This window comes from Bacillus sp. FSL R5-0820 (genome assembly GCF_038593385.1).
GTDB lineage: Bacteria > Bacillota > Bacilli > Bacillales > Bacillaceae > Bacillus > Bacillus altitudinis.
In genome coordinates this window covers 15,001-40,035 of sequence record NZ_CP151991.1, presented here as the reverse complement: position 1 = coordinate 40,035, position 25,035 = coordinate 15,001, and the positions used below count along the sequence as shown (strand labels likewise).

Here is a 25,035-nt window from a genome sequence, read left to right as displayed (position 1 = left end):
CTGAAAGATGGATTCTCATTCCTTTATTGGTTTATGATTCACCAGCTTCTGCTCTGCCTCATACATGCTGCTTTTTAATTGTGCTCGTTCTTGGCTCCCATGTTCTTTTACCTCCAACGTTTCCTGCAATGTTTCGGCCAATTGGCGCTGAACCTTTTTCAACGTATCTATAGGCGTTAAGGATGCATCTTCAAGAAGCTGTCCTTGCTGCTTCGATACCTGTTCATATGTTTGCTGGATACGCTGCTCAAGCGCTGAATTGGCTCGCTGCTGAATATGATTGAACGCAATCGACATTTGGTTGATCCATAAAGGAATTGATGCGGAAACAGTTGATTGAATATGATTGGCTAATGTATGGTTTGTATGCTGAATCATTCGAATTTGGGCATTACATTGCAGTGCAATTTGACGGCTCAACAGCAAATCATACTTCCGTTCTTTTAATCTCTCCATATATTCTTCTTCATCGACTTCCCGACTCATCAATTGCTCCTCTAATGTCCGATCATGTGACTGTGTTGATTCTGTTAGGGCATGTCGCTCTAACAGCGTCAATTTTGCTTCAACTGCTGCAACCTGTAACGTCATCTCTTGAAAGTATGATTGATTTTCTTCAAATAAACGCTCCAATAACTTATGGTCCGAAATTAACACGCCTCTGGCGTAACGAAGCCTTGCTGACAATCTCTCTATCTGTGCTTCTGCTTGTTTAAAACGAGATATGATCTCCTGAGTAGAACGCTTTTCTCGCTGAAAAAACCTTAAAAAAAAGCCTCGCTTCTTTGGCAATAAATCCTCTGGCTCCACTAAATGCAGTTGCTGCAAAAAAGCTTCTAGAACGTCTCCGATTTGATCAATATCTTTTTTCTCCACATATTGCATCATTTGTTTTGATTGTTCTAACAATCGTTCCTGCACACGTGTGCCATAGAAAAGCAGTTTTTGTGGATGGTCAGGGATCTTCTCAGCTCGCTGTAGCGCCTCCTGCTTTTCCTCATCAGATAAGGTATCAAACACCCGAAACGGAAGATCTGTAGTAGATGAGGCTGGTGGTATGACTGGATCTTCTGGTTTCATCGAGTTTGACTCCTTTCATGTCTATTTTTTAATCATTTTATCGGCCACTTCAAGTTCAATATGAAGTGCTTCTATATCTCTTCCTAAAACTTGCTGTAAATCATTCGTCAATTGCTTTTGCAGTTCAGTCAGCGTGACTCGAGTTTGGCTTAATGTCATTTCAAGCTCATGGCTACGATTCGGCTGATTATACAGCAGTGCATATTTCTCAGTTAATTCAACAACAGAATCCAAACTCTCAAAATAAAACCGCTGTGCATCATAAAACCGGTTCGGTTCCTTTTTTGTTATCGTATAGATGCGTCGTGCAAGCCGAAGAATTTCATAATTATGCTTGATCGTCTGTACGTTCTTCACAGCAAATAAAGCTTTCTTCAAACGAACCAGCTTTTGCCCGGCTTCTTTTAGATGCTGTTTAATATATACATAATCACTGCGAGACAGTCCGTGTTTCTTCAAAAACAACTGGAAGGCAGCCCATCGGCTTCCTGCAAACATCACACCCCACCCAATCATCGCATACAGTATCGACAATCCAACATGATGATGGAAAACACCAATACTGACAGTTAAAATCACCAGCGAAAAAAGAGTAGAGAGAACGGCCCATACAAATGTGTAAAAAATTGATTTCATGTTCATCGACTCCTATGAATAATCAGGCTCTCTGTTTATCTTATTATTTATTACGGTTGATGTCCAAACTAAGTTCCAAAAAACAGGCCCAATCCCCGATTGCCCATAAAAAAAGACCATCTAATGGTCTATGAATACAAAGGCGGCGTATGAAGATTTTTAAGCTTTCTTACATAATCAGCATAACTAGGATCCGAGGTTGATGTAGAAATTAACTTCCGTTCACAATCTCGGCATAAAAACTGATGATATAAATAAATTCCCTTTGTTTTTTTCTCTTCACAAATCAAACAAATTGCTTCTCGCTCTTTTTTGCTCATTGTGACACCTCCACTTATAGCTTCAGTATGCCCTAGCGCTTTCAATTGTATACAAAATTAAGAATGTTTTAGATGATAGTTTAGTATATGTATCCATGCCAGATCGAGTGTTTGTTCCTTTTTTAAAACACAAAAAAGACCAGTTCCGATTGGAACTGATCCTTTGAAAAGCTTGGCGGCGTCCTACTCTCACAGGGGGAAACCCCCAACTACCATCGGCGCTGAAGAGCTTAACTTCCGTGTTCGGTATGGGAACGGGTGTGACCTCTTCGCTATCGCCACCAAACCTGATGGAGAGAATGTTCTCTCAAAACTAGATAACAATGTTCATTTTTCACATTAGAATATAGGTTAAGTCCTCGATCTATTAGTATCTGTCAGCTCCACGTGTCACCACGCTTCCACCTCAGACCTATCAACCTGATCATCTTTCAGGGATCTTACTTCCTTGCGGAATGGGAAATCTCATCTTGAGGGGGGCTTCATGCTTAGATGCTTTCAGCACTTATCCCGTCCGCACATAGCTACCCAGCGATGCCCTTGGCAGAACAACTGGTACACCAGCGGTGCGTCCATCCCGGTCCTCTCGTACTAAGGACAGCTCCTCTCAAATTTCCTGCGCCCGCGACGGATAGGGACCGAACTGTCTCACGACGTTCTGAACCCAGCTCGCGTACCGCTTTAATGGGCGAACAGCCCAACCCTTGGGACCGACTACAGCCCCAGGATGCGATGAGCCGACATCGAGGTGCCAAACCTCCCCGTCGATGTGGACTCTTGGGGGAGATAAGCCTGTTATCCCCGGGGTAGCTTTTATCCGTTGAGCGATGGCCCTTCCATGCGGAACCACCGGATCACTAAGCCCGACTTTCGTCCCTGCTCGACTTGTAGGTCTCGCAGTCAAGCTCCCTTGTGCCTTTACACTCTGCGAATGATTTCCAACCATTCTGAGGGAACCTTTGGGCGCCTCCGTTACATTTTAGGAGGCGACCGCCCCAGTCAAACTGCCCACCTGACACTGTCTCCCTGCCCGATAAGGGCAGCGGGTTAGAAGGTCAATACAGCCAGGGTAGTATCCCACCGATGCCTCCACCGAAGCTAGCGCTCCGGTTTCCAAGGCTCCTACCTATCCTGTACAAGCTGTACCAACATTCAATATCAGGCTGCAGTAAAGCTCCACGGGGTCTTTCCGTCCTGTCGCGGGTAACCTGCATCTTCACAGGTACTATAATTTCACCGAGTCTCTCGTTGAGACAGTGCCCAGATCGTTGCGCCTTTCGTGCGGGTCGGAACTTACCCGACAAGGAATTTCGCTACCTTAGGACCGTTATAGTTACGGCCGCCGTTTACTGGGGCTTCAATTCGCACCTTCGCTTACGCTAAGCGCTCCTCTTAACCTTCCAGCACCGGGCAGGCGTCAGCCCCTATACTTCGCCTTACGGCTTCGCAGAGACCTGTGTTTTTGCTAAACAGTCGCCTGGGCCTATTCACTGCGGCTTCTCGGGGCTTTAACACCCTAAGAAGCACCCCTTCTCCCGAAGTTACGGGGTCATTTTGCCGAGTTCCTTAACGAGAGTTCTCTCGATCACCTTAGGATTCTCTCCTCGCCTACCTGTGTCGGTTTGCGGTACGGGCACCTCTCACCTCGCTAGAGGCTTTTCTTGGCAGTGTGGAATCAGGAACTTCGCTACTAAATTTCGCTCGCCATCACAGCTCAGCCTTCACGGGAAACGGATTTGCCTATTTCCCAGCCTAACTGCTTGGACGCGGATATCCAATACCGCGCTTACCCTATCCTCCTGCGTCCCCCCATTGCTCAAATGGTGAGGAGGTGGTACAGGAATATCAACCTGTTGTCCATCGCCTACGCCTTTCGGCCTCGGCTTAGGTCCCGACTAACCCTGAGCGGACGAGCCTTCCTCAGGAAACCTTAGGCATTCGGTGGACGGGATTCTCACCCGTCTTTCGCTACTCATACCGGCATTCTCACTTCTAAGCGCTCCACCAGTCCTTCCGGTCTGACTTCACTGCACTTAGAACGCTCTCCTACCACTGTTCGTAAGAACAGTCCGCAGCTTCGGTGATACGTTTAGCCCCGGTACATTTTCGGCGCAGAGTCACTCGACCAGTGAGCTATTACGCACTCTTTAAATGGTGGCTGCTTCTAAGCCAACATCCTGGTTGTCTAAGCAACTCCACATCCTTTTCCACTTAACGTATACTTTGGGACCTTAGCTGGCGGTCTGGGCTGTTTCCCTTTCGACTACGGATCTTATCACTCGCAGTCTGACTCCCAAGGATAAGTCATCGGCATTCGGAGTTTGACTGAATTCGGTAACCCGGTAGGGGCCCCTAGTCCAATCAGTGCTCTACCTCCGAGACTCTTACCTTGAGGCTAGCCCTAAAGCTATTTCGGAGAGAACCAGCTATCTCCAGGTTCGATTGGCATTTCACCCCTACCCACACCTCATCCCCGCACTTTTCAACGTGCGTGGGTTCGGGCCTCCATTCAGTGTTACCTGAACTTCACCCTGGACATGGGTAGATCACCTGGTTTCGGGTCTACGACCACGTACTCATGCGCCCTATTCAGACTCGCTTTCGCTGCGGCTCCGCATCTTCTGCTTAACCTTGCACGGGATCGTAACTCGCCGGTTCATTCTACAAAAGGCACGCCATCACCCGTTAACGGGCTCTGACTACTTGTAGGCACACGGTTTCAGGATCTATTTCACTCCCCTTCCGGGGTGCTTTTCACCTTTCCCTCACGGTACTGGTTCACTATCGGTCACTAGGGAGTATTTAGCCTTGGGAGATGGTCCTCCCGGATTCCGACGGAATTTCACGTGTTCCGCCGTACTCAGGATCCACTCTGGAGAGAACAACATTTCAGTTACAGGGCTGTTACCTTCTTTGGCGGGCCTTTCCAGACCTCTTCGCTTATATCGTTCCTTTGTAACTCCGTATAGAGTGTCCTACAACCCCAAGAGGCAAGCCTCTTGGTTTGGGCTGTTCCCGTTTCGCTCGCCGCTACTCAGGGAATCGCATTTGCTTTCTCTTCCTCCGGGTACTTAGATGTTTCAGTTCCCCGGGTATGCCTTCTCATACTCTATGTATTCAAGTATGGATACTACTCCATTACGAGCAGTGGGTTTCCCCATTCGGAAATCTCCGGATCAAAGCTTGCTTACAGCTCCCCGAAGCATATCGGTGTTCGTCCCGTCCTTCATCGGCTCCTAGTGCCAAGGCATCCACCGTGCGCCCTTTCTAACTTAACCATTTCTTACTTTAGAAAGAATCACTATGTGTGATGAACTTTGCATTGCATTCAATGTGAATGTATTACTTATTGTTATCTAGTTTTCAAAGAACACGTTGGTGGAGCCTAGCGGGATCGAACCGCTGACCTCCTGCGTGCAAGGCAGGCGCTCTCCCAGCTGAGCTAAGGCCCCGATTTAATAGAAGATGGTGGGCCTGAGTGGACTCGAACCACCGACCTCACGCTTATCAGGCGTGCGCTCTAACCAGCTGAGCTACAGGCCCATCTTTCATATCGAAGATATGATGTTGTAGGATCTTTTGCAAGTTCCTTCAAAACTAAACAAGACGAAAAACGTACGCTGCTCCATATATCCTTAGAAAGGAGGTGATCCAGCCGCACCTTCCGATACGGCTACCTTGTTACGACTTCACCCCAATCATCTGCCCCACCTTCGGCGGCTGGCTCCATAAAGGTTACCTCACCGACTTCGGGTGTTGCAAACTCTCGTGGTGTGACGGGCGGTGTGTACAAGGCCCGGGAACGTATTCACCGCGGCATGCTGATCCGCGATTACTAGCGATTCCAGCTTCACGCAGTCGAGTTGCAGACTGCGATCCGAACTGAGAACAGATTTGTGGGATTGGCTAAACCTTGCGGTCTCGCAGCCCTTTGTTCTGTCCATTGTAGCACGTGTGTAGCCCAGGTCATAAGGGGCATGATGATTTGACGTCATCCCCACCTTCCTCCGGTTTGTCACCGGCAGTCACCTTAGAGTGCCCAACTAAATGCTGGCAACTAAGATCAAGGGTTGCGCTCGTTGCGGGACTTAACCCAACATCTCACGACACGAGCTGACGACAACCATGCACCACCTGTCACTCTGTCCCCGAAGGGAAAGCCCTATCTCTAGGGTTGTCAGAGGATGTCAAGACCTGGTAAGGTTCTTCGCGTTGCTTCGAATTAAACCACATGCTCCACCGCTTGTGCGGGCCCCCGTCAATTCCTTTGAGTTTCAGTCTTGCGACCGTACTCCCCAGGCGGAGTGCTTAATGCGTTAGCTGCAGCACTAAGGGGCGGAAACCCCCTAACACTTAGCACTCATCGTTTACGGCGTGGACTACCAGGGTATCTAATCCTGTTCGCTCCCCACGCTTTCGCTCCTCAGCGTCAGTTACAGACCAGAGAGTCGCCTTCGCCACTGGTGTTCCTCCACATCTCTACGCATTTCACCGCTACACGTGGAATTCCACTCTCCTCTTCTGCACTCAAGTTTCCCAGTTTCCAATGACCCTCCCCGGTTGAGCCGGGGGCTTTCACATCAGACTTAAGAAACCGCCTGCGAGCCCTTTACGCCCAATAATTCCGGACAACGCTTGCCACCTACGTATTACCGCGGCTGCTGGCACGTAGTTAGCCGTGGCTTTCTGGTTAGGTACCGTCAAGGTGCAAGCAGTTACTCTTGCACTTGTTCTTCCCTAACAACAGAGCTTTACGATCCGAAAACCTTCATCACTCACGCGGCGTTGCTCCGTCAGACTTTCGTCCATTGCGGAAGATTCCCTACTGCTGCCTCCCGTAGGAGTCTGGGCCGTGTCTCAGTCCCAGTGTGGCCGATCACCCTCTCAGGTCGGCTACGCATCGTCGCCTTGGTGAGCCGTTACCTCACCAACTAGCTAATGCGCCGCGGGTCCATCTGTAAGTGACAGCCGAAACCGTCTTTCATCCTTGAACCATGCGGTTCAAGGAACTATCCGGTATTAGCTCCGGTTTCCCGGAGTTATCCCAGTCTTACAGGCAGGTTACCCACGTGTTACTCACCCGTCCGCCGCTAACATCCGGGAGCAAGCTCCCTTCTGTCCGCTCGACTTGCATGTATTAGGCACGCCGCCAGCGTTCGTCCTGAGCCAGGATCAAACTCTCCGAAAAAGTACAAAACCGAAGTTTTGTTTTTCGTCAGCGTTTGACTGACTACCTATGAAGTATCATAGGATTTTTTTATAAAAACTCGAATTAACAGGTACGTTTTGTCTTATTTAGTTTTCAAAGAACTTGTTTACCGCTTCAGAAGCGACTAGAACATCTTATCACGTCCAAGTTGTTAGTGTCAACAACTTTTTTGTTATTATGTTTTTTCGTTTCTTCGTCATCAGCGACGTATATTAATTTACCACCATATATAATCAAAGTCAACAATATTTTGCATTAAATAATAAACTTTTCAATTACGACTAAAGCTGCTACACCTGGAATGCCCAACAAACCACTAATTCCACTCGTTACAGGGTTAATGGAAACATGAAGCCCTAAACTCTCACCGAATAAATTGAGACAAAATAAAAAAAGAGCACCTGCGACAAACTTAACTCCAATAAGCCCTAACCATTTGAATGGATTCGCTTGAACACCTGACATAAACAACAATAAAACAGCTAACAAAATTGAACCAATCACAATAACAGGTTCCATAATCCTCTCATCTCCTCTTCATATGAATAGTACAAGCATATGAGAGGATTATGTAAAATAGACCTGCTACCTCCAGTTGTTTAAACGTAAATTTCTCTTTTTCGCTTCTCTCAGATAGAAAAAGTACTTCGCTTGAGCAAGCTTTAATTCGAATAGAATGTCCGGTGAAGGCTCAACGCTATTTGCGACAAGCTTTTTTTGTCTGTTCCATTCTTCCTTTTGCTTAAAAAGCTGTTGAATTAATATCTCATCGAATTCTTTTCGAATTGATTTTCTGCGAAGAAAACCCATGTACCGTACTTCTCCTTCCTACATCTCACGTCTGCCTTCTAGAGCCTTAGAAAGTGTGACTTCATCCGCATACTCTAAATCTCCACCTACTGGGAGTCCGTGAGCAATGCGAGAGAGTTTAATTCCTGATGGTTTCAACAATCTAGAGATATACATAGCTGTCGCTTCTCCTTCAATGTTTGGGTTGGTTGCAAGAATGACCTCTGTGACTTGATCGTCTTGTAATCTTTTTAATAAGTCAGGAATTTTAATATCCTCTGGTCCTATTCCGTCCATTGGAGAAATAGCTCCATGAAGCACATGATATAAGCCGTTGTATTCTTTCATTTTTTCCATTGCAATCACATCTTTTGGATCCTGCACGACACAGATCACAGATTGATCTCTTCTTGTATCTTCACAAATATAGCAAGGATCCTGATCAGTAATATGTCCGCAAACAGAACAATAAGTTAAATTACGCTTTGCATTAACAAGTGCCTTCGCAAAATCCAGCACGACGTCTTCCTGCATACTAAGAACAAAAAAAGCCAGACGGACCGCAGTTTTAGGTCCGATTCCTGGCAATTTCATAAAGCTGTCAATCAGCTTTGATATTGGTTCAGGATATTGCATCTTTAGTTATTCCTCCTAGAATAAACCTGGCATGTTCATTCCTTTTGTGAATTGACCCATTGTTTCATTCGTTAATTCATCCACTTTTTTCAATGCATCATTTGTTGCTGCAAGTACTAGGTCTTGAAGCATATCGATGTCTTCAGGATCAACAACTTCTTCATTAATTGCCACATCAACGACTTCTTTTTGTCCATTTACTTTTACAGTGACCATACCGCCACCTGCCGTACCTTCAAGGACTTTTTCTGCAAGCTCTTCTTGAGCCTTAGCCATATCCTTCTGCATTTTTTGCATTTGTTTCATCATTTTTTGCATATTTCCCATTCCACCGCGCATATGAACACCACTCTCTTTCAAATTGTTAATCTTTAATTTCAATTAAATCGGTTCCTACTAACTTCTTTGCTTCCGCAATTAATGGATCTTCTTCAGCAGAAGCTGCCTGACCATCTGCTTGTTCTTCAGGCTGATGATCTCTTAAAAATTCTTCTCTTATTTTACCCCATTGAGCGTCAGGAACGCCAACTAATTCCACTCTTTTTCCTAGCATAGATTCTAGCAGTTGCTCAAGATTGGTTCGAACACCACTTTTATCTTCGGCCACCATCTTACAATGTATTTCAAATTTGAATTTTAAAACAAAGGCATGAGTTGCCGCCGCAACTGGTTCACTATCTGTTAATAGCGCAGCGTGAGATACCTTATTTTGCTGTTTTAATTGGGCAAGAAGCTCTCCCCATTTGCCTTTTATTTTTTCTAGCTCCGGCCGCTTCGCTTCTTTTAAAATCTCATGAATTCGGCCGACAGGTGCACGATAGCCATTTTTATTACTCGTTTGAGGTCGAGGTGCTTCCGTTTTTGCTTGAGGACTCTGAGACTGAGTCATTGGAACACCTTCAGCTTTTAGCCTAGATAGCTCCTGTTCCAGCCTGTCTATTTTATTCGTTAACGCTGTTAGGTCGGAATCAGCCTCAGATGATACAGCACCAGCCGTTGACTGACAGAGCTTAACCACAGCTACTTCAAAGAAAATTCTAGGATGGTTTGTCCATTTCATTTCCTGATGGCTTTTATTCAGAACTTCAATCGTTTCATAAAGAAACTGAGGTGCCACACGTTCTGAAAGAGCCACAAACTTATCGTCGACTTTGACTTTTTCAAGGACACCTTCAAGATCCGGTGCTGTTTTGTATAGAAGCATATCTCTAAAGTAGAAGATCATATCCTCTATTAATTTAGCGGCATCTTTCCCCTGTTGAAGCAATTCATTTAATGTATCCAGCGCTATCGCAATATTTTGCTCAAAAATGGCTTCAGCAAGCTGACTAATGAAATGCTGAGATACAGCACCTGTAATGAGCAGTGCATCATCAATTGTGAGCTGTTCACCACTAAATGAGATCGCTTGGTCAAGGAGACTGAGTGCGTCACGCATGCCTCCATCTGCCGCACTAGCAATAATCTCGAGTGAACCCTCTTGTATATTTAGGCTTTCTGCATCTACAATTTTCTCCATTCGTCCAACAATATCTTTTGTCGTGATCCGTTTAAAATCAAATCTCTGACATCTTGATATGATGGTAAGAGGAATCTTATGAGGCTCTGTGGTAGCCAAAATAAAGATACAATGAGCAGGTGGTTCCTCTAGCGTTTTAAGAAGTGCATTAAATGCCCCGATAGAGAGCATATGTACCTCATCTATAATATAAACCTTATATGTAACCGCTGAAGGAGCAAATTTCACTTTATCACGTATATCCCGAATTTCATCTACCCCGTTATTTGAAGCAGCATCTATTTCAATCACGTCTGAAATCGAACCGGTCGTAATCCCTCTACAGGCATCACACTCATTACACGGTTCACTAACAGGTGATTTTTCACAGTTCACTGCCTTCGCAAATATCTTGGCAGCACTTGTTTTACCTGTTCCTCTAGGACCTGAAAATAAGTAAGCATGAGAAAACTTTTTCTGCAAAAGGGCATTTTGCAACGTTTTTGTGATGTGTTCTTGTCCAACAACATCCTCAAAAACTTGAGGTCTGAACACTCGGTATAAAGCTTGATAACTCACAAATACGCCCTCCTCCATTTATCATCATGTTCATTATACATGATGCAACGATCAATTCAAAAGTACACCTTTATTTTCTAACAAACGAAAAAGAGCATTTCCTTTAAAGACTTTTTACTTTTCTTGATTAAAAAATGTGTTTTCCTGCTTTCTGAAAATGTCTGCCAGATCAACAAGAACATTTGTTCCGCTTATAAATTACTTCAAAAATACCTCACCCCGAAAATGGCTTTTTTGCTATTTGTATAAACAAAACAACTGATATATTCTTTCAATAGCAACAAAAAACTCACCTAGATAAACTAGATGAGTTACATTTAATATTGATTTACCGTGCACCTTCTGTCGATTCGCTACCCCAAGCGTTACTTAAACAGTTAGCTCGGCCCAGGCAACCCTGCGGCACATGAGAGGTTTCACTTAATGCTGCTTCCTTCCGGACCTGACATGGTTCATGAATTCCCATTGCGCAGGACCCAGACGTCAACACCACTTATTTAAGGCAGACCTTGAAGTAAACGAACCTTGAGAAGGGATTCGGCCTCGCTAGAGCGGATTGCGAGTACAGGGCACCGCTACCTCCCCGCTTAGCACGGCAAAATGAATATTAAATTGTTGGTGACGCAGACATAAGTATACCTTCTAAGTGATAAAATTGCAAACGACATCCATTCATTTACTTTTCGACTGCTTCTTACGCTGACGGAGGTCTCGAAAGAACTGACTTAACAGCTCACCACACTCATTTTCAAGCACACCGCCAATGACTTCAGACTGATGATTGAACCGCTCATCGTCCAATAAATTCATTAAAGTACCAGCACATCCACCTTTAGGATCATAGGCACCAAAAACGACCTTTTTCACTCTTGAAAGTACAATAGCGCCTGCACACATTGGGCACGGTTCGAGTGTAACATAAAGTACAGCATCTTCTAAACGCCAGCTACCAGTCATTTTACACGCTTCATCAATAGCAAGTAATTCCGCATGAGCAATTGATCGCTGTTCACTTTCCCTTAAATTGTGAGCACGGCTTACAATTTGATCATCAACAACGATGACGGCACCGATTGGAACTTCTCCTATTTGTTTTGCTTTCAAAGCTTCAGAAATAGCTTCTTGCATAAACTGTTCATCTTTCGTCATAGTACGGCTCTCTTTTCATGTTTTTTTAAAGGATATTGAGGTTAACATATTATCACAATCTTTTAAAGGGGGTCTTGATTTGCCAAAACAACAAAAGGCACTACTTATTATTGACATGATCAATAATTTTGATTTCGAAATGGGACATGTGCTTGCTGAAAAAACAGAGCAAATGACCAATAAAATTTTAGCCCTTAAACGACACGCTTTCAAGAAAAATTGGCCAATTATCTATATCAACGACCACTATGGACTCTGGAAGGCTGATATCAAAGCTGTTATGGAAACATGCAAAAACGAAAGAAGTACCCCTATTTTAGAACAAATGGCACCATCTAAAGATGATTACTTCTTAATTAAACCTAAGCACTCTGCCTTTTACGGAACAGCACTAGAGACACTCCTAAATGAATTAGGTGTGCAAGATCTTATTTTAACTGGAATTGCCGGAAACATCTGTGTCCTGTTCACTGCAAATGACGCTTACATGCGAGAGTACAACCTTACTGTACCTAAAGATTGTATTGCTTCAAATGATGATAGGGACAACGAGTACGCTTTAACCATGATGGAGAACGTTCTTCTTGCCAAAATCACAACAACTAAAGAGATCACGGATGAAAATCAAACATGATTTATCCATCACCCTCATAAATTGTTAGCAATAACAAAGGGGGCGTTGACCATTCAAATTTATGTTGTCAAAAGAGGAGATACATTAAATGAAATTGCCATGCGTTTTAAAACAACGGCAAATGAAATCATTCGGACCAACGACATCGAAACACCAAATCAACTAGTCGTTGGACAAACAATTGTCATCCCTATTAGAGGTCAATTTTATGAGGTCAAACAAAATGATACACTTTATCAAATTGGAAGAAGATTTCAAATTTCGGTAGAAGAATTGGCACGTGTGAATCGGATTCGGCCTGAAGCCATATTGCCTATTCGTTTTTTGCTTTATATTCCACAAAGACCGAAAAGAAATATTAATTCTAATGCTTATATAGAACCTCGCGGAAACCAAGTCAGCGAAAATTTAAAGCAAGCAGCCAGAGAAGCATCTCCATACTTAACACATCTCGGTGCCTTTAGTTTTCAAGCACAAAGAGACGGCACACTTCGCGAGCCACCGTTAGATCAATTACCTCAAATTGCCGCTCAAAGCAGAACGGTTTTAACCATGGTAGTCACAAATCTAGAGAATGATAAATTTAGTGATGAACTCGGGCGAATCCTTTTAACAAATCAATCTGTCAAAACGACATTATTAAATGAAATCGTCCGCGTTGCTCAAAAGTATCAATTAAAAGAAATCCATTTTGACTTTGAATATTTACGCCCAGTTGATAAAGAAGCTTACCTTCAATTTTTAAGAGAGGCAACAACTCGTTTTCATCAACAGGGTTGGACTATTTCTGTGGCACTCGCTCCTAAAACAAGCAGTAAACAGAAAGGAAAGTGGTATGAGGCGCATGACTATGAAGCAATTGGTAAGATTGTTGATCATGTTGTACTGATGACTTATGAGTGGGGCTACAGCGGCGGGCCTGCACAAGCCGTCTCTCCGATCGGCCCTGTCCGCCAAGTCATTGAATACGCACTGACTGTCATACCTGCCAATAAAATTGTGATGGGGCAGAATTTATATGGTTATGATTGGACGCTTCCTTATGTTCAAGGAGGCCCTATCGCCAAAGCCGTCAGCCCTCAACAAGCGATTGCCATTGCTAGAGAGAATAATGTATCCATTTTATATGACGAAACAGCACAAGCACCTTATTTCCGTTATACAGATGCTAACAACAAAGAACACGAGGTTTGGTTTGAAGATGCAAGATCCATTCAAGCCAAATTTAATCTCATTAAAGAGTTAAACCTAAATGGAATTGCTTACTGGAAATTAGGTCTATCCTTCCCACAAAACTGGTTGTTGTTATCAGATCAATTTAATATTGAAAAAAGAACAACATCGTAATTCATTGGCTCTATCTCTCAGAAGGGGTATGGTACAATATACATTGGTTTGACAACTTTATAGATAGAGGAGAACGCCTATGTATCCTGCCCCTTTTATTGCAGTGGAAGGCCCAATTGGAGCCGGAAAAACAACCTTGGCTACAATGCTTTCAAAGGAATTTCAATTTCCTTTAGTAAAAGAAATTGTAGAAGAAAATCCATTCTTAGATAAATTTTATGAAGATATGGAACAATGGAGCTTTCAGCTTGAGATGTTCTTTCTATGTAATCGGTTTAAACAGTTAGAATCTATTGAAGAGAACTATGTCAAAAAACAGCAGCCGATTGTCACTGATTATCATGTCTATAAAAATATGATATTTGCAGAAAGAACCTTATCCAAAAAGCACATGGATAAATACAGAAAGATTTATCACTTGCTGACAGATGATCTTCCTAAACCAAATGCCATGATCTATATAAAAGCCAGCCTTCCCACCTTACTTGATAGAATAAAGATGAGAGGCCGATCTTTTGAAGAAGACATTGATCCAGCTTATTTAAAAACCCTGATTGAAGATTATGAGTTGGCCATCGAGCATTTAAAACAAACTGACCCAGGGCTTCCTATCATTACAATTGAAGGCGATCATACAGACTTCGTTTCCTCACAGCAAGATTACCAGCAAATTGTACAGAACATAAAGGAGCAAGTACTATGAAAAATATTGAAATACCAAAGGATGCTGTCATTACAATTGCAGGGACAGTTGGTGTCGGAAAATCGACCATGACGAAAACAATAGCGGACAAGCTAGGGTTTCAAACTTCTCTCGAAAAAGTAGATGATAATCCATACTTAGAGCCTTTTTATTCGGATTTCCAAAGATGGAGCTTTCATTTACAGGTCTATTTTCTAGCTGAACGTTTTAAGGAACAGAAACGAATCTTCGAGTCTGGTGGAGGTTATGTACAAGATCGATCAATTTATGAGGACACTGGTATTTTTGCTAAAATGCACGCAGACAAAGGTACCATGTCAGAGGTAGACTATGAAACGTATACGAGTCTATTTGAGGCGATGGTGATGACACCTTACTTCCCTCACCCAGATGTCCTCATTTACTTACATGGGGATTTAGATCATATATTACATCGTATTGAAGAGCGCGGGAGAGAGATGGAAACTCAAACCGATCGAGCATATTGGGAAGAAATGTACACTCGATATACGGAATGGATTGAACAATTTGATCTGTGCCCTGTGATTAAAATTAATATTGAAGATTACGACTTACTTCATGATGAAAGCTCACTTGATCCAATTCTTCATGAAATTGCTTCTGTTATTCAAAAAAATCGCTCTAACACAAAATAAAAAAAACCGCTGCATTTCTCGAATGCAGCGGTTTGACAATTTCCAATTTTTATGCGTTTCAATTCAACTAAGGTAAAATCAATATGGCGGAGGAAGAGGGATTCGAACCCCCGCGGGCTTTGACACCCCTGTCGGTTTTCAAGACCGATCCCTTCAGCCGGACTTGGGTATTCCTCCGTATCGACAAGAATTAATATATCATATCATCTTATTTTAAGTCAACATCTTTTCGAAAAAAATTTCAACATTTGATTTTGGTATGATGTTTAGCCTTTTGTCTTCTTTTCAGCGTGATAGAAAACCTTTGCAGTCTAGGAAGGACGAGTACTGGCGCGGAGCGAATTTAGCATTCGTGAGCACCAGCACGCAGGACTGACAAAGAATGCGAGGGTTTGTCTACACGCTGAAGCAGCCGATTATCGGCTGCTCTTCATTTATTTCGTATCCTGTCTAATGTCTTCAATAAAAAGATTCATCTCTTCTTTAAAATCATTTAATGATTCGATAATCTTTGTAAAGTCTGTCACTTGTTTAGCTTGTTCGTTTGTTGAACTGCTGATTTGCGAGATATTTTCTGATAGAGTGCCAATGCTGTCTTGGATTTCTTTTAAAAATGCATTAATGGTTTCAGCTGCTTCCTTTGATCCATCTGATAACTTACGTACCTCGTCTGCAACAACAGCAAAGCCTTTTCCATTTTCACCTGCTCTTGCCGCTTCAATTGCAGCATTGAGTCCTAACAGGTTTGTTTGTCTCGCAATACCGCCAATGGTTTTGACGACTTCTTCAATGTTTGCGGATTTCTCTTCTGCTCTTCCGGCCTGCTCACTAATTTCTAAGCTTGTAGCCGCCAGTTCTTGTGAATGAGCAGCAATTTGCTCAATTCCACCTTGTAACTCTTTCGCTACTTTATTGATATGTTCCATATAGCCGCTTAATTTCTTCTCACGATGATGTGAAAAAGCCACTAAAAAAGAACCAATCACATTTCTATCTTCATCAAAAATCGGATAACCTTTTACAGCAATTTCATAACCATATAAAGACTCTGGCAAATGCCCATCATATTCTTGTCCTCTTAATGTCGTCGCCACGTTTTGGTCCTCTGGGTTTAAAGCGTCCCCTACTTTAATGCCAAAATCTACTGTGGTCGATGGATAATAGCAAAGTACCTTCTCTGTGTCAGTGATGCCGAAAAGGACACTTTCATCTAGAACTTTTCTGAGTAATTGAGCCATTTCAACATAATAGTCAAGCCTATTCAAGGTTATTCCTTCTTTCCTAGATGCTTTTAGTTCTTTTATCGGCTTATTTTAGAAAAACTGTAGAAGTTTAGGTAAAAAGAATAAGATGCCATGACGGCATCTTATTTTATCACTTCTTTATTTCCCATATAAGGACGTAACACCTCAGGAATGATCACTGTTCCATCCTCTTGTTGATAGTTTTCTAAAATGGCTGCAACAGTTCTTCCTACTGCTAAACCAGATCCATTTAATGTGTGGACGTGTTCTGGCTTTGCTTTAGGCTCAGGGCGGAAACGAATGTTTGCTCGTCTCGCTTGGAACGCTTCAAAGTTACTGCAAGAAGAAATTTCACGATACGTATTTTGGCTTGGAATCCATACTTCGATATCGTATTTCTTCGCAGCCGTAAAGCCTAAATCTCCTGTACACATGCTCATGACACGGTATGGCAGGTTCAATAATTGAAGAACTTTTTCTGCTTGGTTTGTTAGTTTCTCTAATTCTTCATAAGAATCTTCTGGTCTGACAAATTTCACAAGCTCTACTTTATTAAATTGGTGCTGACGGATGAGTCCGCGCGTATCTCTGCCGGCAGAACCAGCTTCTGATCTAAAGCAAGCACTAAATGCTGCATAATTGATTGGCAGCTGCTCTCCTTCAAGAATTTCGTCACGGTGCATGTTCGTAATTGGCACTTCAGCCGTTGGAATGAGGAAATAATCTTCTTCTCGAATTTTAAAAGCATCCTCTTCAAACTTTGGAAGCTGTCCAGTTCCTGTCATGCTTGCTCTGTTGACCATATAAGGTGGTAGTACTTCAGTAAAACCAAATTCATCTACGTGTAAATCCAGCATAAAGTTATAAAGTGCACGCTCTAACCGTGCGCCTAGCCCTTTATAAAAAACGAAGCGGCTTCCTGTCACTTTTCCTGCACGTTCAAAATCTAAAATCTTCAGCTCATCTGCTACATCCCAATGCGGCTTTGGCTCAAATGAGAAGGCTGGCTGTTCGCCCCATTTTCTCACTTCAATGTTGTCATCTTCTGTTTCACCGACTGGTACAGAATCATGAGGGATGTTTGGAATTGAGAACAGGATGGTTTGCAGGCTTTCCTCTACTGTTCTTAATTCATCATCCAACTTCTTAATCTCATCGCCTACCTCACGCATTTCTTGAATAATGTGATCAGCGTCTTTCTTTTCTCTCTTTAGAACAGCCACTTGCTGTGATACTTCATTTCTTCGGCTCTTTAATACTTCTGTTTTGCCGATTAATTCTCTTCTTTTTTGATCCAGTTCACCAAACTTATCAAAATCCGCTAAATCTTCACCTCGATGGGCTAATTTTTCTTTGATTTGATCAAAATCCGTGCGCAGTTGTTTAATATCCAGCATGTGTAACACTCCTTTTTTATCGAAAAATAAAAAGAGCCCTCATCCCATGAAAGGGACGAGAGCTCTCGCGTTGCCACCCTGATTGAAAACACGCCAAAAGCATGCTTTCCTCTTTCCTCTGTAACGGCATCACCGTAAATGCTTACTTCGTGTTTCAGCATTTCGCTCAAGGATGGATTCAGAATGCATCTTTCACCGATTCTCACCAACCATCGGCTCTCTGAGAAAGAGGGGCTTCTTACTATTTCCCGTCAACGCTTTTTCGATCTTTGATTGTGATTTTAATGTACTATAAGTTTTATCTCTTTTCAACCGTTTTATACAGCAAGCTTCGTTTTATAGGACTCGACCATCTCAACAAACAGCTGTGTTAACCGATGGTCGTCTGTCAGCTCTGGATGAAAAGAACAACCTAAGATATTGTTTTCTTTCGCCATCACAATCCTGCCGTCATACTCAGCCATGACCTCTACGCTCTCATCTGCGCTGATGATATGAGGCGCACGGATGAACACTCCTGTAAACGGCGTATCCAGTCCTTTCACTTCTACATCTGCTTCAAAGCTGTCTACCTGTCTGCCAAACGAATTACGTGCAACAGATACATTTAACAGTCCAAGATGAGCATCTTCTCGATCTTCTATATGCTTTGCCAGCATAATTAAACCGGCACAAGTCCCAAATATCGGTTTACCTTGAGCAGCGAACGCTTTAATCGGTTCAATGAATTGGTACGTATCCATGAGTCTTCTCATCGTCGTACTTTCACCACCAGGGATAATGAGACCGTCAACAATTTCTAACTCCTCTACCCGCTTGATGATCTTTCCCGCTGCGCCACAAGCTTCAATCGATTGAATATGCTCTCTCACCGCTCCTTGAAGCCCTAGTACACCAATTGTTAGCATGTTCGTTTGCGCTCCCTTAATTACCAGCCACGCTCTTGCATACGCTCTTCTGGCAATAGATTTGAAATTTCAATTCCTTTCATCGCTGTTCCAAGCTCTTTAGAAAGCTCTGCAATCAGACGGTAATCTGTGAAATGAGTCGTTGCTTCTACAATCGCTTTTGCAAATTTAGCTGGATTGTCTGATTTGAAGATACCAGAGCCGACAAATACACCATCTGCTCCAAGCTGCATCATTAATGCTGCATCTGCTGGTGTCGCAACACCTCCAGCTGCAAAGTTTACAACTGGCAATTTGCCTTCTTTTTTAATTTGAACCAATAATTCATAAGGTGCGCCTAAATTTTTGGCTTCTGTCATCAATTCATCTTCACTCATTGCCGCCACTTTACGAATTTGAGCATTGACCTTTCTCATATGACGGACAGCTTCTACAATGTTTCCTGTACCAGGCTCACCTTTTGTACGTAGCATTGAAGCGCCTTCTGCAATACGGCGAGTCGCCTCACCTAGGTCACGACAGCCACATACGAAAGGTACCGTGTATTCATTTTTATTTAAATGGAATTCCTCATCTGCGGGCGTCAGCACTTCACTCTCATCAATATAATCAACACCAAGTGCTTCAAGAACACGAGCTTCCACGATGTGGCCGATACGTGCTTTTGCCATGACTGGAATCGTTACTGCATTTTGTACTTCTTCTACGATTCTTGGATCTGCCATACGGGCAACACCGCCTGCTGCACGGATATCAGCTGGTACCCGTTCTAGTGCCATTACTGCCACTGCGCCTGCTTCTTCTGCGATTTTTGCCTGCTCAGCATTGACGACATCCATAATGACGCCACCTTTTTGCATTTCTGCCATTCCACGTTTTACTCGTTCAGTTCCCTTATTGCTCACAATTGTTTCCTCCCATTTGTCTATTCGATTGATTCAACACCTTTATCATACAAGCGATAGAGTATAACAATAAAGAGAATAGTATAACAATTCAATTAGCTCATAAAAAAGAAGAAACCCTTATATATCAAGGTTTCATAGTTAAAAAGGCATCATTCCCTCTTTTAAGTGTTATTAACATGTTATAATGCATCTATAACAATTCGAAACCATCTATAACAATTCCACACCCATTGGAGGATTTTCATGCATATTGATATCCATCGACATTCAGATACATCTCTTTCAAATCAGATTTATTTTTCCATCGTTGATCACATTCAATCAGGTCTGCTTCAGCAAGGCGATAAGCTGCCGACTGTACGTGATCTAGCGAAACAGCTAAATGTAAGTCTTGTCACAGCGGCAAAAGCCTATACACGGCTTAAGGACGACGGATTTTTAACGACTGTACAAGGGAAAGGTACGTTTGTGAATGAGCAGCATGAGCAAACTGACATCCCGGTTCAATCATCTACTTCTTTCGATTGGCAGTTATCGATCCCAGATTATTTACCAAGGTCTCAATTCGCTCAGTATCACTATGTCGAAGAAGCCATTAATCTTTCTTCCTCTATGATTGATCCTGGTCTTTTACCTAACCGGTATTTAGAAAAAGAAATGCAGCATGTCCTAGCCCGTCATCCTCAAATCATGTCAAAATACGGAGAAATACAAGGTGACCTTCAGCTTCGTCAGGTCATTCAATCATTTCTAGAAAAATTAGATGTTCCTTCTACTCCTGAAAATATCCTTGTCACTAGCGGTTCTCAGCAAGGACTTGATTTAGTGGCACGTACATTTATCGGGCCGGATGATGTAGTTGTCATGGAGGCGCCCACCTATCCAGGCGCAATTGATGTCTTTATGGGGAGAGGGGCACGAATTATTACGGTTCCTGTCGATCATGAAGGAATGAACATGAAACAGCTTCAAAGCATTTGTGATAAATATAAACCAAAGCTCATCTATACCATTCCTACTTTTCACAGTCCTACAGGCGCCAGTATGTCGATGAAACGAAGAAAACAGCTGCTTTTACTGGCACAAAGCATTGATTGTCTCATTGTAGAAGATGATCCTTATCGTGAGCTTTATTTTGAAAAGAAACCGCCGGCACCCATTAAAAGCCTAGATCACGATGGACACGTCATATATTTACGAGGATTAAGCAAGACACTGGCTCCAGGATGCAGAATTGGAATTATTACAGCGTCAGGCTCTATATTTAACCGTTTATTAGCTGCAAAAGCCAATAATGATTTAGGGAGCCCGCTTCTCACCCAAAAGGCGATCTTACCGTTTCTCACTTCCAAGAAAATGATCGATCATACGAAAAAATTAAGAACTGCCTTGAAGGTGAGACGCGATTTGATGATGGATGTGTTGACAAAGCATGCGCCAAAGGACGTCACCTGGCAAATCCCACAGGGCGGGCTCAATTTGTGGCTTAGTTTTCCTTCCTGGGTCGATACACGTGCCCTATTACATGAGGCACGGAAGCAGCAAATCACCTTCCTGCCTGGCTCTGTCTGCTATCCTGGGGAGCCGAAGCAGAATTATATACGTCTCAGTTTTTCTTATGTGAACGAAAAGGCACTGACGGAAGGGATGGAAAAGTTATGTGGTATTTTTCAGCAGGCCTTGTCTACACCTCAAAACCACAAACAATCTCTTTTCTTTTAACGATAAAAAAACTGCTCTCACATATAGAGAGCAGTTTTTTATTAGAACCAACCTTTTACTGTGTCGACGATTCCGCCCCAAATGCCAGCGAAGAATCCACCTACACCACGCATTGCAAGGATGAACCAGTTTGCTTTTTCATCACCTGTTTTCGTCACAAGCTCAACACCTGATTGGTCTTTACTCAAATAGCCGTAGTCCTTCTCATCACCAGAATAAGAAGTCGTCAGCATGCCAACCTTCGTTCCTTTTTTAATAGGAGCTTCTAGGTTCTTTTTATCAATATTTACTTTCGCTTTATAGCTCTTCTCATCACCATTTTTAACCGGTACAGAGAAAGCTTCTTTCGTCACGACGGGTACTTCTTTATCTTTCCCTTTATCGACTTCGATGTTTTCATGTCCCTTGATTTGTTGGCCTTTTTTGTACATTTCTTTCATCGTGAAGTTTTTAAAGGCATAATCGAACAATTTTTTCGCCACATCAAAACGAGCTGTATGAAGATTTCCTTTAGCATTCAGGACAACTGCGATCACACGCATGTCACCACGTTTTGCTGTACCTGTGAAGCTAGAACCAGCTGAATCAGTAGAGCCCGTTTTCAGACCGTCTACGCCTTCATATTCTTTCACAAGTCCTTTAAGCATAAAGTTCCAGTTTGGCATGTCCATTTCGTCATCTGTGCCTTCTCTGAACTTTGTTTTCGCGATGCTTGCTGTTTCAAGAATTTCTGGATGATCTTTGATGAGATGCTGTGCAAGCAAAGCCATATCCTTTGCGGAAACTTCGCTTTCTTCATCAGGTCCCGTACCTTTTGGCTGTTTGCCATGTAAGTCTTTATTTTCTAATCCAGTTGCATTCACGAATTTGTAATTGGTTAAGCCAAGTTCTTTTGCTTTTGCATTCATTTTTTCAACAAACTTTGATTCTGATCCAGCGATTACCTCTGCTAGACCAATTGCTGCTGCATTTGCTGAATAAATAGCCGTTGCTTGATAAAGTTCTTTGACAGTATACGAACCATCTTTTCTCAATGGAACATTGGATAAACTGCGGTCCTGAGAAATTTCGTACACGTAATCATCTGGCGTATATGTTTGATCCCATTTCACTTTGCCTTCAGCAATCGCCTCTAGTAATAGATACTCTGTCATCATCTTTGCCATACTTGCAATAGGCAGTCTTTGTTCTGCGTTTTTACTATAAAGAATTTTACCTGTAGAAGCTTCAATAAGGATGGCTGCTTTCGCATTCACATTGAATGGATCTTCAGCCGCTTTTGCTTTGGACATTGGGGTAAATGCAGTAACAATCAATGCCAATGCAAGGATAGAGACCATAAGCTGTTTCAACATCTTGCTGTTCAATCGTCATACCTCCGTATTCATCTTTTTTCGACGTTTTTCATATATATTTAATCCACAAGGGCTTATTTCGACACAACAGTATAAATTTTATCACAATAAAGACAAAAAAAATAGACAGAGTCATAGACCCTGTCAAATGTAATTTGATTGTCACAATTTATCAAGAAATTGTGTAGTTTGGTGATTCTTTTGTAATTTGTACATCATGTGGATGACTCTCACGAAGACCTGCACCTGTCATGCGAATGAATTGTGCTTCTTCTCTAAGAGTACGTAAGTCCTGTGTTCCACAGTAGCCCATACCAGAGCGAATACCGCCAACGAGTTGGTAAACAGTGTCAACAACTGGTCCTTTATACGGTGTACGTCCTTCGATACCTTCTGGAACGAATTTTTTATTATCTTCTTGGAAGTAACGATCTTTACTTCCTTTTTCCATTGCAGCAACAGAACCCATACCACGATATACTTTGAAACGTCTACCTTGGAAAATTTCTGTTTCTCCTGGGCTTTCAGATGTACCAGCAAGCAGGCTTCCCAGCATAACAGCATGTCCACCAGAAGCTAATGCTTTCACGATATCACCTGAATATTTAATTCCACCATCTGCAATAATAGATTTACCATGTTTTCTTGCTTCTGTTGCACAGTCATAAATCGCTGTGATTTGTGGTACACCGACCCCTGCAACAACACGTGTTGTACAAATCGATCCTGGTCCAATACCCACTTTTACAATATCTGCTCCAGCCTCAAACAATGCTTTTGTTGCTTCAGCTGTTGCAACGTTACCAGCAATGATGTTAAGAGAAGGATACGTTTCACGGATTTTCGATACAGTGTCTAGAACACCTTGAGAATGACCGTGTGCTGTATCAATGACGATCACATCAACATTGGCTTCTACTAATTTTTTCACACGAGTCATTGTATCGCCAGTGACACCTACAGCGGCACCAACAATTAAACGGCCATGTGCATCTTTAGAGGAGTTAGGGAATTCGATCACTTTTTCAATATCTTTGATGGTGATGAGACCTTTTAATGTTCCTTCGTCATCTAAAAGAGGTAATTTTTCAATTTTATATTGCTGAAGGATTTTTTCAGCTTCTTCTAATGTTGTTCCAACAGAAGCTGTCACAAGTTCCTCTTTTGTCATCACGTCGCTAATCTTCATTGAATAATCCGAAATAAAACGAAGGTCACGGTTCGTAATAATCCCAACAAGCTTTTGATCTTGTTCGTTATTAACAATCGGTACACCAGAAATACGATATTTACCCATTAAATGTTCTGCATCGAATACTTGATGATCCGGTGTTAAGAAAAATGGATTTGTAATAACACCACGCTCTGAACGTTTTACTTTGTCCACTTGTTCAGCTTGCTGCTCAATAGACATGTTCTTATGGATGATTCCAAGACCACCTTGACGTGCCATTGCAATCGCCATTTGTGATTCCGTCACAGTATCCATTCCTGCACTAATAATTGGAATGTTCAGCTTTAAAGTGCTTGTTAACTCAACTGATAAATTGACATCACGCGGAAGCACCTCAGACTTTGCTGGAACAAGCAACACATCGTCAAACGTCAAACCTTCTTTTGAAAATTTACTTTCCCACATTAGTAAATCCCCCTCTTTTCGGCAAAATATTATATGTAGATTATCAACTAGGAAACAGCATGTCAAGGAAGCAACAAACAGTTGCAATTTTTAGAAAATATAAAGAGAGTTGAGGAAGAAGATGAAAAGTTCAGGATGGAAGGATTTAAAACGTTTTTACTCACTTGAAACTTCCCAAAAGTTTCTATTTCAACAGTACGAGAAACGGAACATTCAGGAGGCAAACCAGCAGGCCTATAAAAACTGTGAACGATTTATTTACTTTTTAAAGCACGGTCATACATTTTATGACCAAGCTGCATCAGCTCCACTTGAACTAAAACCGATTTTATTGTTTTATGGAATGGCACAGCTGTTAAAGGCATGTTTGCTGACAGTGGATCCCGACTATCCTTCTCAAACCTCTGTCTTAGCTCATGGTGTCACCTCAAGAAAAAGAAAGAAGCAACATTATCGCTTTAGTGAGGATGAAGTCAAGATTCAGCGAAACGGATTATGTATGCATGTATTAAAGCACTTATTTCATTTAAATGGTCTTGAAGATGAGCGATTTACGATGATCAAACTCCTTTCAAAAATACCTGAAATGGGTCATATTCTTGAGTTTCAAAAACAGCCCGCGACTT

Annotated in this window: 21 protein-coding genes, 3 tRNA genes, 3 rRNA genes, 1 other RNA gene and 1 other annotated feature (1 of these 29 only partly in view); of the genes, 6 read left to right on the top strand and 22 right to left on the bottom strand. The window is 42.5% G+C overall.

Features of this window, described 5'->3' with window-relative positions; translation table 11 throughout:
* Positions 1-15: 15 nt before the first annotated feature.
* The 15 genes from NST15_RS00200 to tadA all read right to left on the bottom strand — a co-directional run bounded on the left by NST15_RS00200 (position 16) and on the right by tadA (position 11,896).
* Positions 16-1,080, bottom strand: coding sequence for a toxic anion resistance protein (locus tag NST15_RS00200; protein WP_035704077.1), 1,065 nt, complete (start codon positions 1,078-1,080; stop codon positions 16-18).
* A gap of 21 nt (positions 1,081-1,101) precedes the next feature.
* Positions 1,102-1,716 carry a 5-bromo-4-chloroindolyl phosphate hydrolysis family protein gene (locus tag NST15_RS00195; RefSeq protein WP_017359333.1) on the bottom strand — a complete coding sequence of 205 codons (615 nt, stop codon included), beginning with the start codon at positions 1,714-1,716 and terminating at the stop codon, positions 1,102-1,104.
* Between the two features lie 128 nt (positions 1,717-1,844).
* Positions 1,845-2,036, bottom strand: coding sequence for a sigma factor G inhibitor Gin (locus NST15_RS00190; protein ID WP_017359334.1), 192 nt, complete (start codon positions 2,034-2,036; stop codon positions 1,845-1,847).
* 170 nt (positions 2,037-2,206) lie between these two features.
* Positions 2,207-2,322: ribosomal RNA gene (gene rrf, locus NST15_RS00185) — 5S ribosomal RNA — on the bottom strand.
* A gap of 61 nt (positions 2,323-2,383) precedes the next feature.
* Positions 2,384-5,314, bottom strand: a 23S ribosomal RNA gene (locus NST15_RS00180).
* Positions 5,315-5,412: 98 nt separating this feature from the next.
* Positions 5,413-5,488 (bottom strand) — tRNA-Ala (locus NST15_RS00175).
* A 14-nt stretch (positions 5,489-5,502) separates the two neighbouring features.
* Positions 5,503-5,579, bottom strand: a tRNA-Ile gene (locus NST15_RS00170).
* A gap of 96 nt (positions 5,580-5,675) precedes the next feature.
* Positions 5,676-7,224, bottom strand: a 16S ribosomal RNA gene (locus tag NST15_RS00165).
* The 16S, 23S and 5S rRNA genes sit together here with 2 tRNA genes alongside, the layout of an rRNA operon.
* Before the next feature lie 276 nt (positions 7,225-7,500).
* Positions 7,501-7,764: a pro-sigmaK processing inhibitor BofA family protein gene (locus tag NST15_RS00160; protein WP_008342006.1), complete on the bottom strand. Its 264-nt coding sequence runs from the start codon at positions 7,762-7,764 to the stop codon at positions 7,501-7,503.
* Between the two features lie 66 nt (positions 7,765-7,830).
* Positions 7,831-8,055: a YaaL family protein gene (locus NST15_RS00155; protein ID WP_008342008.1), complete on the bottom strand. Its 225-nt coding sequence runs from the start codon at positions 8,053-8,055 to the stop codon at positions 7,831-7,833.
* A gap of 18 nt (positions 8,056-8,073) precedes the next feature.
* On the bottom strand, positions 8,074-8,670 hold the full coding sequence (recR, locus tag NST15_RS00150; RefSeq protein WP_003218094.1) for a recombination protein RecR: 597 nt from the start codon (positions 8,668-8,670) through the stop codon (positions 8,074-8,076).
* 15 nt (positions 8,671-8,685) lie between these two features.
* A complete protein-coding gene (locus NST15_RS00145) occupies positions 8,686-9,009 on the bottom strand; it encodes a YbaB/EbfC family nucleoid-associated protein (RefSeq protein WP_008342011.1) in 324 nt (107 codons plus the stop codon).
* Between the two features lie 25 nt (positions 9,010-9,034).
* Positions 9,035-10,747 carry a DNA polymerase III subunit gamma/tau gene (gene dnaX, locus NST15_RS00140; protein ID WP_065461502.1) on the bottom strand — a complete coding sequence of 571 codons (1,713 nt, stop codon included), beginning with the start codon at positions 10,745-10,747 and terminating at the stop codon, positions 9,035-9,037.
* A gap of 331 nt (positions 10,748-11,078) precedes the next feature.
* Positions 11,079-11,343: signal recognition particle sRNA large type (gene ffs / locus NST15_RS00135), an RNA gene on the bottom strand.
* A gap of 76 nt (positions 11,344-11,419) precedes the next feature.
* Positions 11,420-11,896: a tRNA adenosine(34) deaminase TadA gene (gene tadA, locus NST15_RS00130; RefSeq protein ID WP_065461500.1), complete on the bottom strand. Its 477-nt coding sequence runs from the start codon at positions 11,894-11,896 to the stop codon at positions 11,420-11,422.
* 79 nt (positions 11,897-11,975) lie between these two features.
* Here tadA and NST15_RS00125 point away from each other — a divergent pair, with 79 nt between their 5' ends.
* The 4 genes from NST15_RS00125 to NST15_RS00110 all read left to right on the top strand — a co-directional run bounded on the left by NST15_RS00125 (position 11,976) and on the right by NST15_RS00110 (position 15,236).
* The gene (locus NST15_RS00125; RefSeq protein ID WP_113747071.1) at positions 11,976-12,530 is read left to right on the top strand and encodes an isochorismatase family cysteine hydrolase; all 555 of its coding nucleotides are present in this window, start codon (positions 11,976-11,978) and stop codon (positions 12,528-12,530) included.
* Positions 12,531-12,575: 45 nt separating this feature from the next.
* A complete protein-coding gene (locus tag NST15_RS00120) occupies positions 12,576-13,877 on the top strand; it encodes a glycoside hydrolase family 18 protein (protein WP_113747070.1) in 1,302 nt (433 codons plus the stop codon).
* 79 nt (positions 13,878-13,956) lie between these two features.
* Entirely contained in the window at positions 13,957-14,580 is a 624-nt protein-coding gene (locus NST15_RS00115) for a deoxynucleoside kinase (protein ID WP_017366700.1), read from the top strand.
* A complete protein-coding gene (locus tag NST15_RS00110; RefSeq protein ID WP_024719578.1) occupies positions 14,577-15,236 on the top strand; it encodes a deoxynucleoside kinase in 660 nt (219 codons plus the stop codon). The genes NST15_RS00115 and NST15_RS00110 overlap by 4 nt, the downstream gene beginning before the upstream one ends.
* 84 nt (positions 15,237-15,320) lie before the next feature.
* Here NST15_RS00110 and NST15_RS00105 read toward each other — a convergent pair.
* From NST15_RS00105 to pdxS, 5 genes are all read right to left on the bottom strand, one after another.
* Positions 15,321-15,413 (bottom strand) — tRNA-Ser (locus tag NST15_RS00105).
* Between the two features lie 257 nt (positions 15,414-15,670).
* Positions 15,671-16,501, bottom strand: coding sequence for a methyl-accepting chemotaxis protein (locus tag NST15_RS00100; RefSeq protein ID WP_129548016.1), 831 nt, complete (start codon positions 16,499-16,501; stop codon positions 15,671-15,673).
* Positions 16,502-16,602: 101 nt separating this feature from the next.
* Positions 16,603-17,877 (bottom strand): serine--tRNA ligase, encoded by a 1,275-nt coding sequence (gene serS, locus NST15_RS00095; protein ID WP_008342028.1) that lies wholly within the window; start codon positions 17,875-17,877, stop codon positions 16,603-16,605.
* A gap of 48 nt (positions 17,878-17,925) precedes the next feature.
* Positions 17,926-18,141, bottom strand: a binding site (T-box leader).
* Positions 18,142-18,194: 53 nt separating this feature from the next.
* On the bottom strand, positions 18,195-18,785 hold the full coding sequence (gene pdxT, locus NST15_RS00090) for a pyridoxal 5'-phosphate synthase glutaminase subunit PdxT (protein WP_065461496.1): 591 nt from the start codon (positions 18,783-18,785) through the stop codon (positions 18,195-18,197).
* A 20-nt stretch (positions 18,786-18,805) separates the two neighbouring features.
* Complete coding sequence (gene pdxS, locus NST15_RS00085) at positions 18,806-19,690, bottom strand: pyridoxal 5'-phosphate synthase lyase subunit PdxS (RefSeq protein WP_025206589.1); 885 nt, start codon at positions 19,688-19,690, stop codon at positions 18,806-18,808.
* 246 nt (positions 19,691-19,936) lie between these two features.
* Between pdxS and NST15_RS00080 the strand changes: the two genes are divergently transcribed.
* Positions 19,937-21,415 carry a PLP-dependent aminotransferase family protein gene (locus NST15_RS00080; RefSeq protein ID WP_008342034.1) on the top strand — a complete coding sequence of 493 codons (1,479 nt, stop codon included), beginning with the start codon at positions 19,937-19,939 and terminating at the stop codon, positions 21,413-21,415.
* A 41-nt stretch (positions 21,416-21,456) separates the two neighbouring features.
* Here the strand turns inward: NST15_RS00080 and NST15_RS00075 are convergent, their stop codons facing one another.
* Positions 21,457-22,782, bottom strand: coding sequence for a D-alanyl-D-alanine carboxypeptidase family protein (locus NST15_RS00075; RefSeq protein WP_008342036.1), 1,326 nt, complete (start codon positions 22,780-22,782; stop codon positions 21,457-21,459).
* Between the two features lie 160 nt (positions 22,783-22,942).
* Entirely contained in the window at positions 22,943-24,409 is a 1,467-nt protein-coding gene (gene guaB / locus NST15_RS00070; RefSeq protein WP_008342039.1) for an IMP dehydrogenase, read from the bottom strand.
* Positions 24,410-24,530: 121 nt separating this feature from the next.
* On the opposite strand from guaB, the gene NST15_RS00065 reads away from it, so the two are divergent.
* Positions 24,531-25,035: the 5' portion of a YaaC family protein gene (locus tag NST15_RS00065; RefSeq protein WP_050826822.1), read on the top strand. The gene runs 464 nt beyond the window's last position; only the first 505 of its 969 coding nucleotides appear in the window; it begins with the start codon at positions 24,531-24,533; its stop codon lies off the right edge, out of view.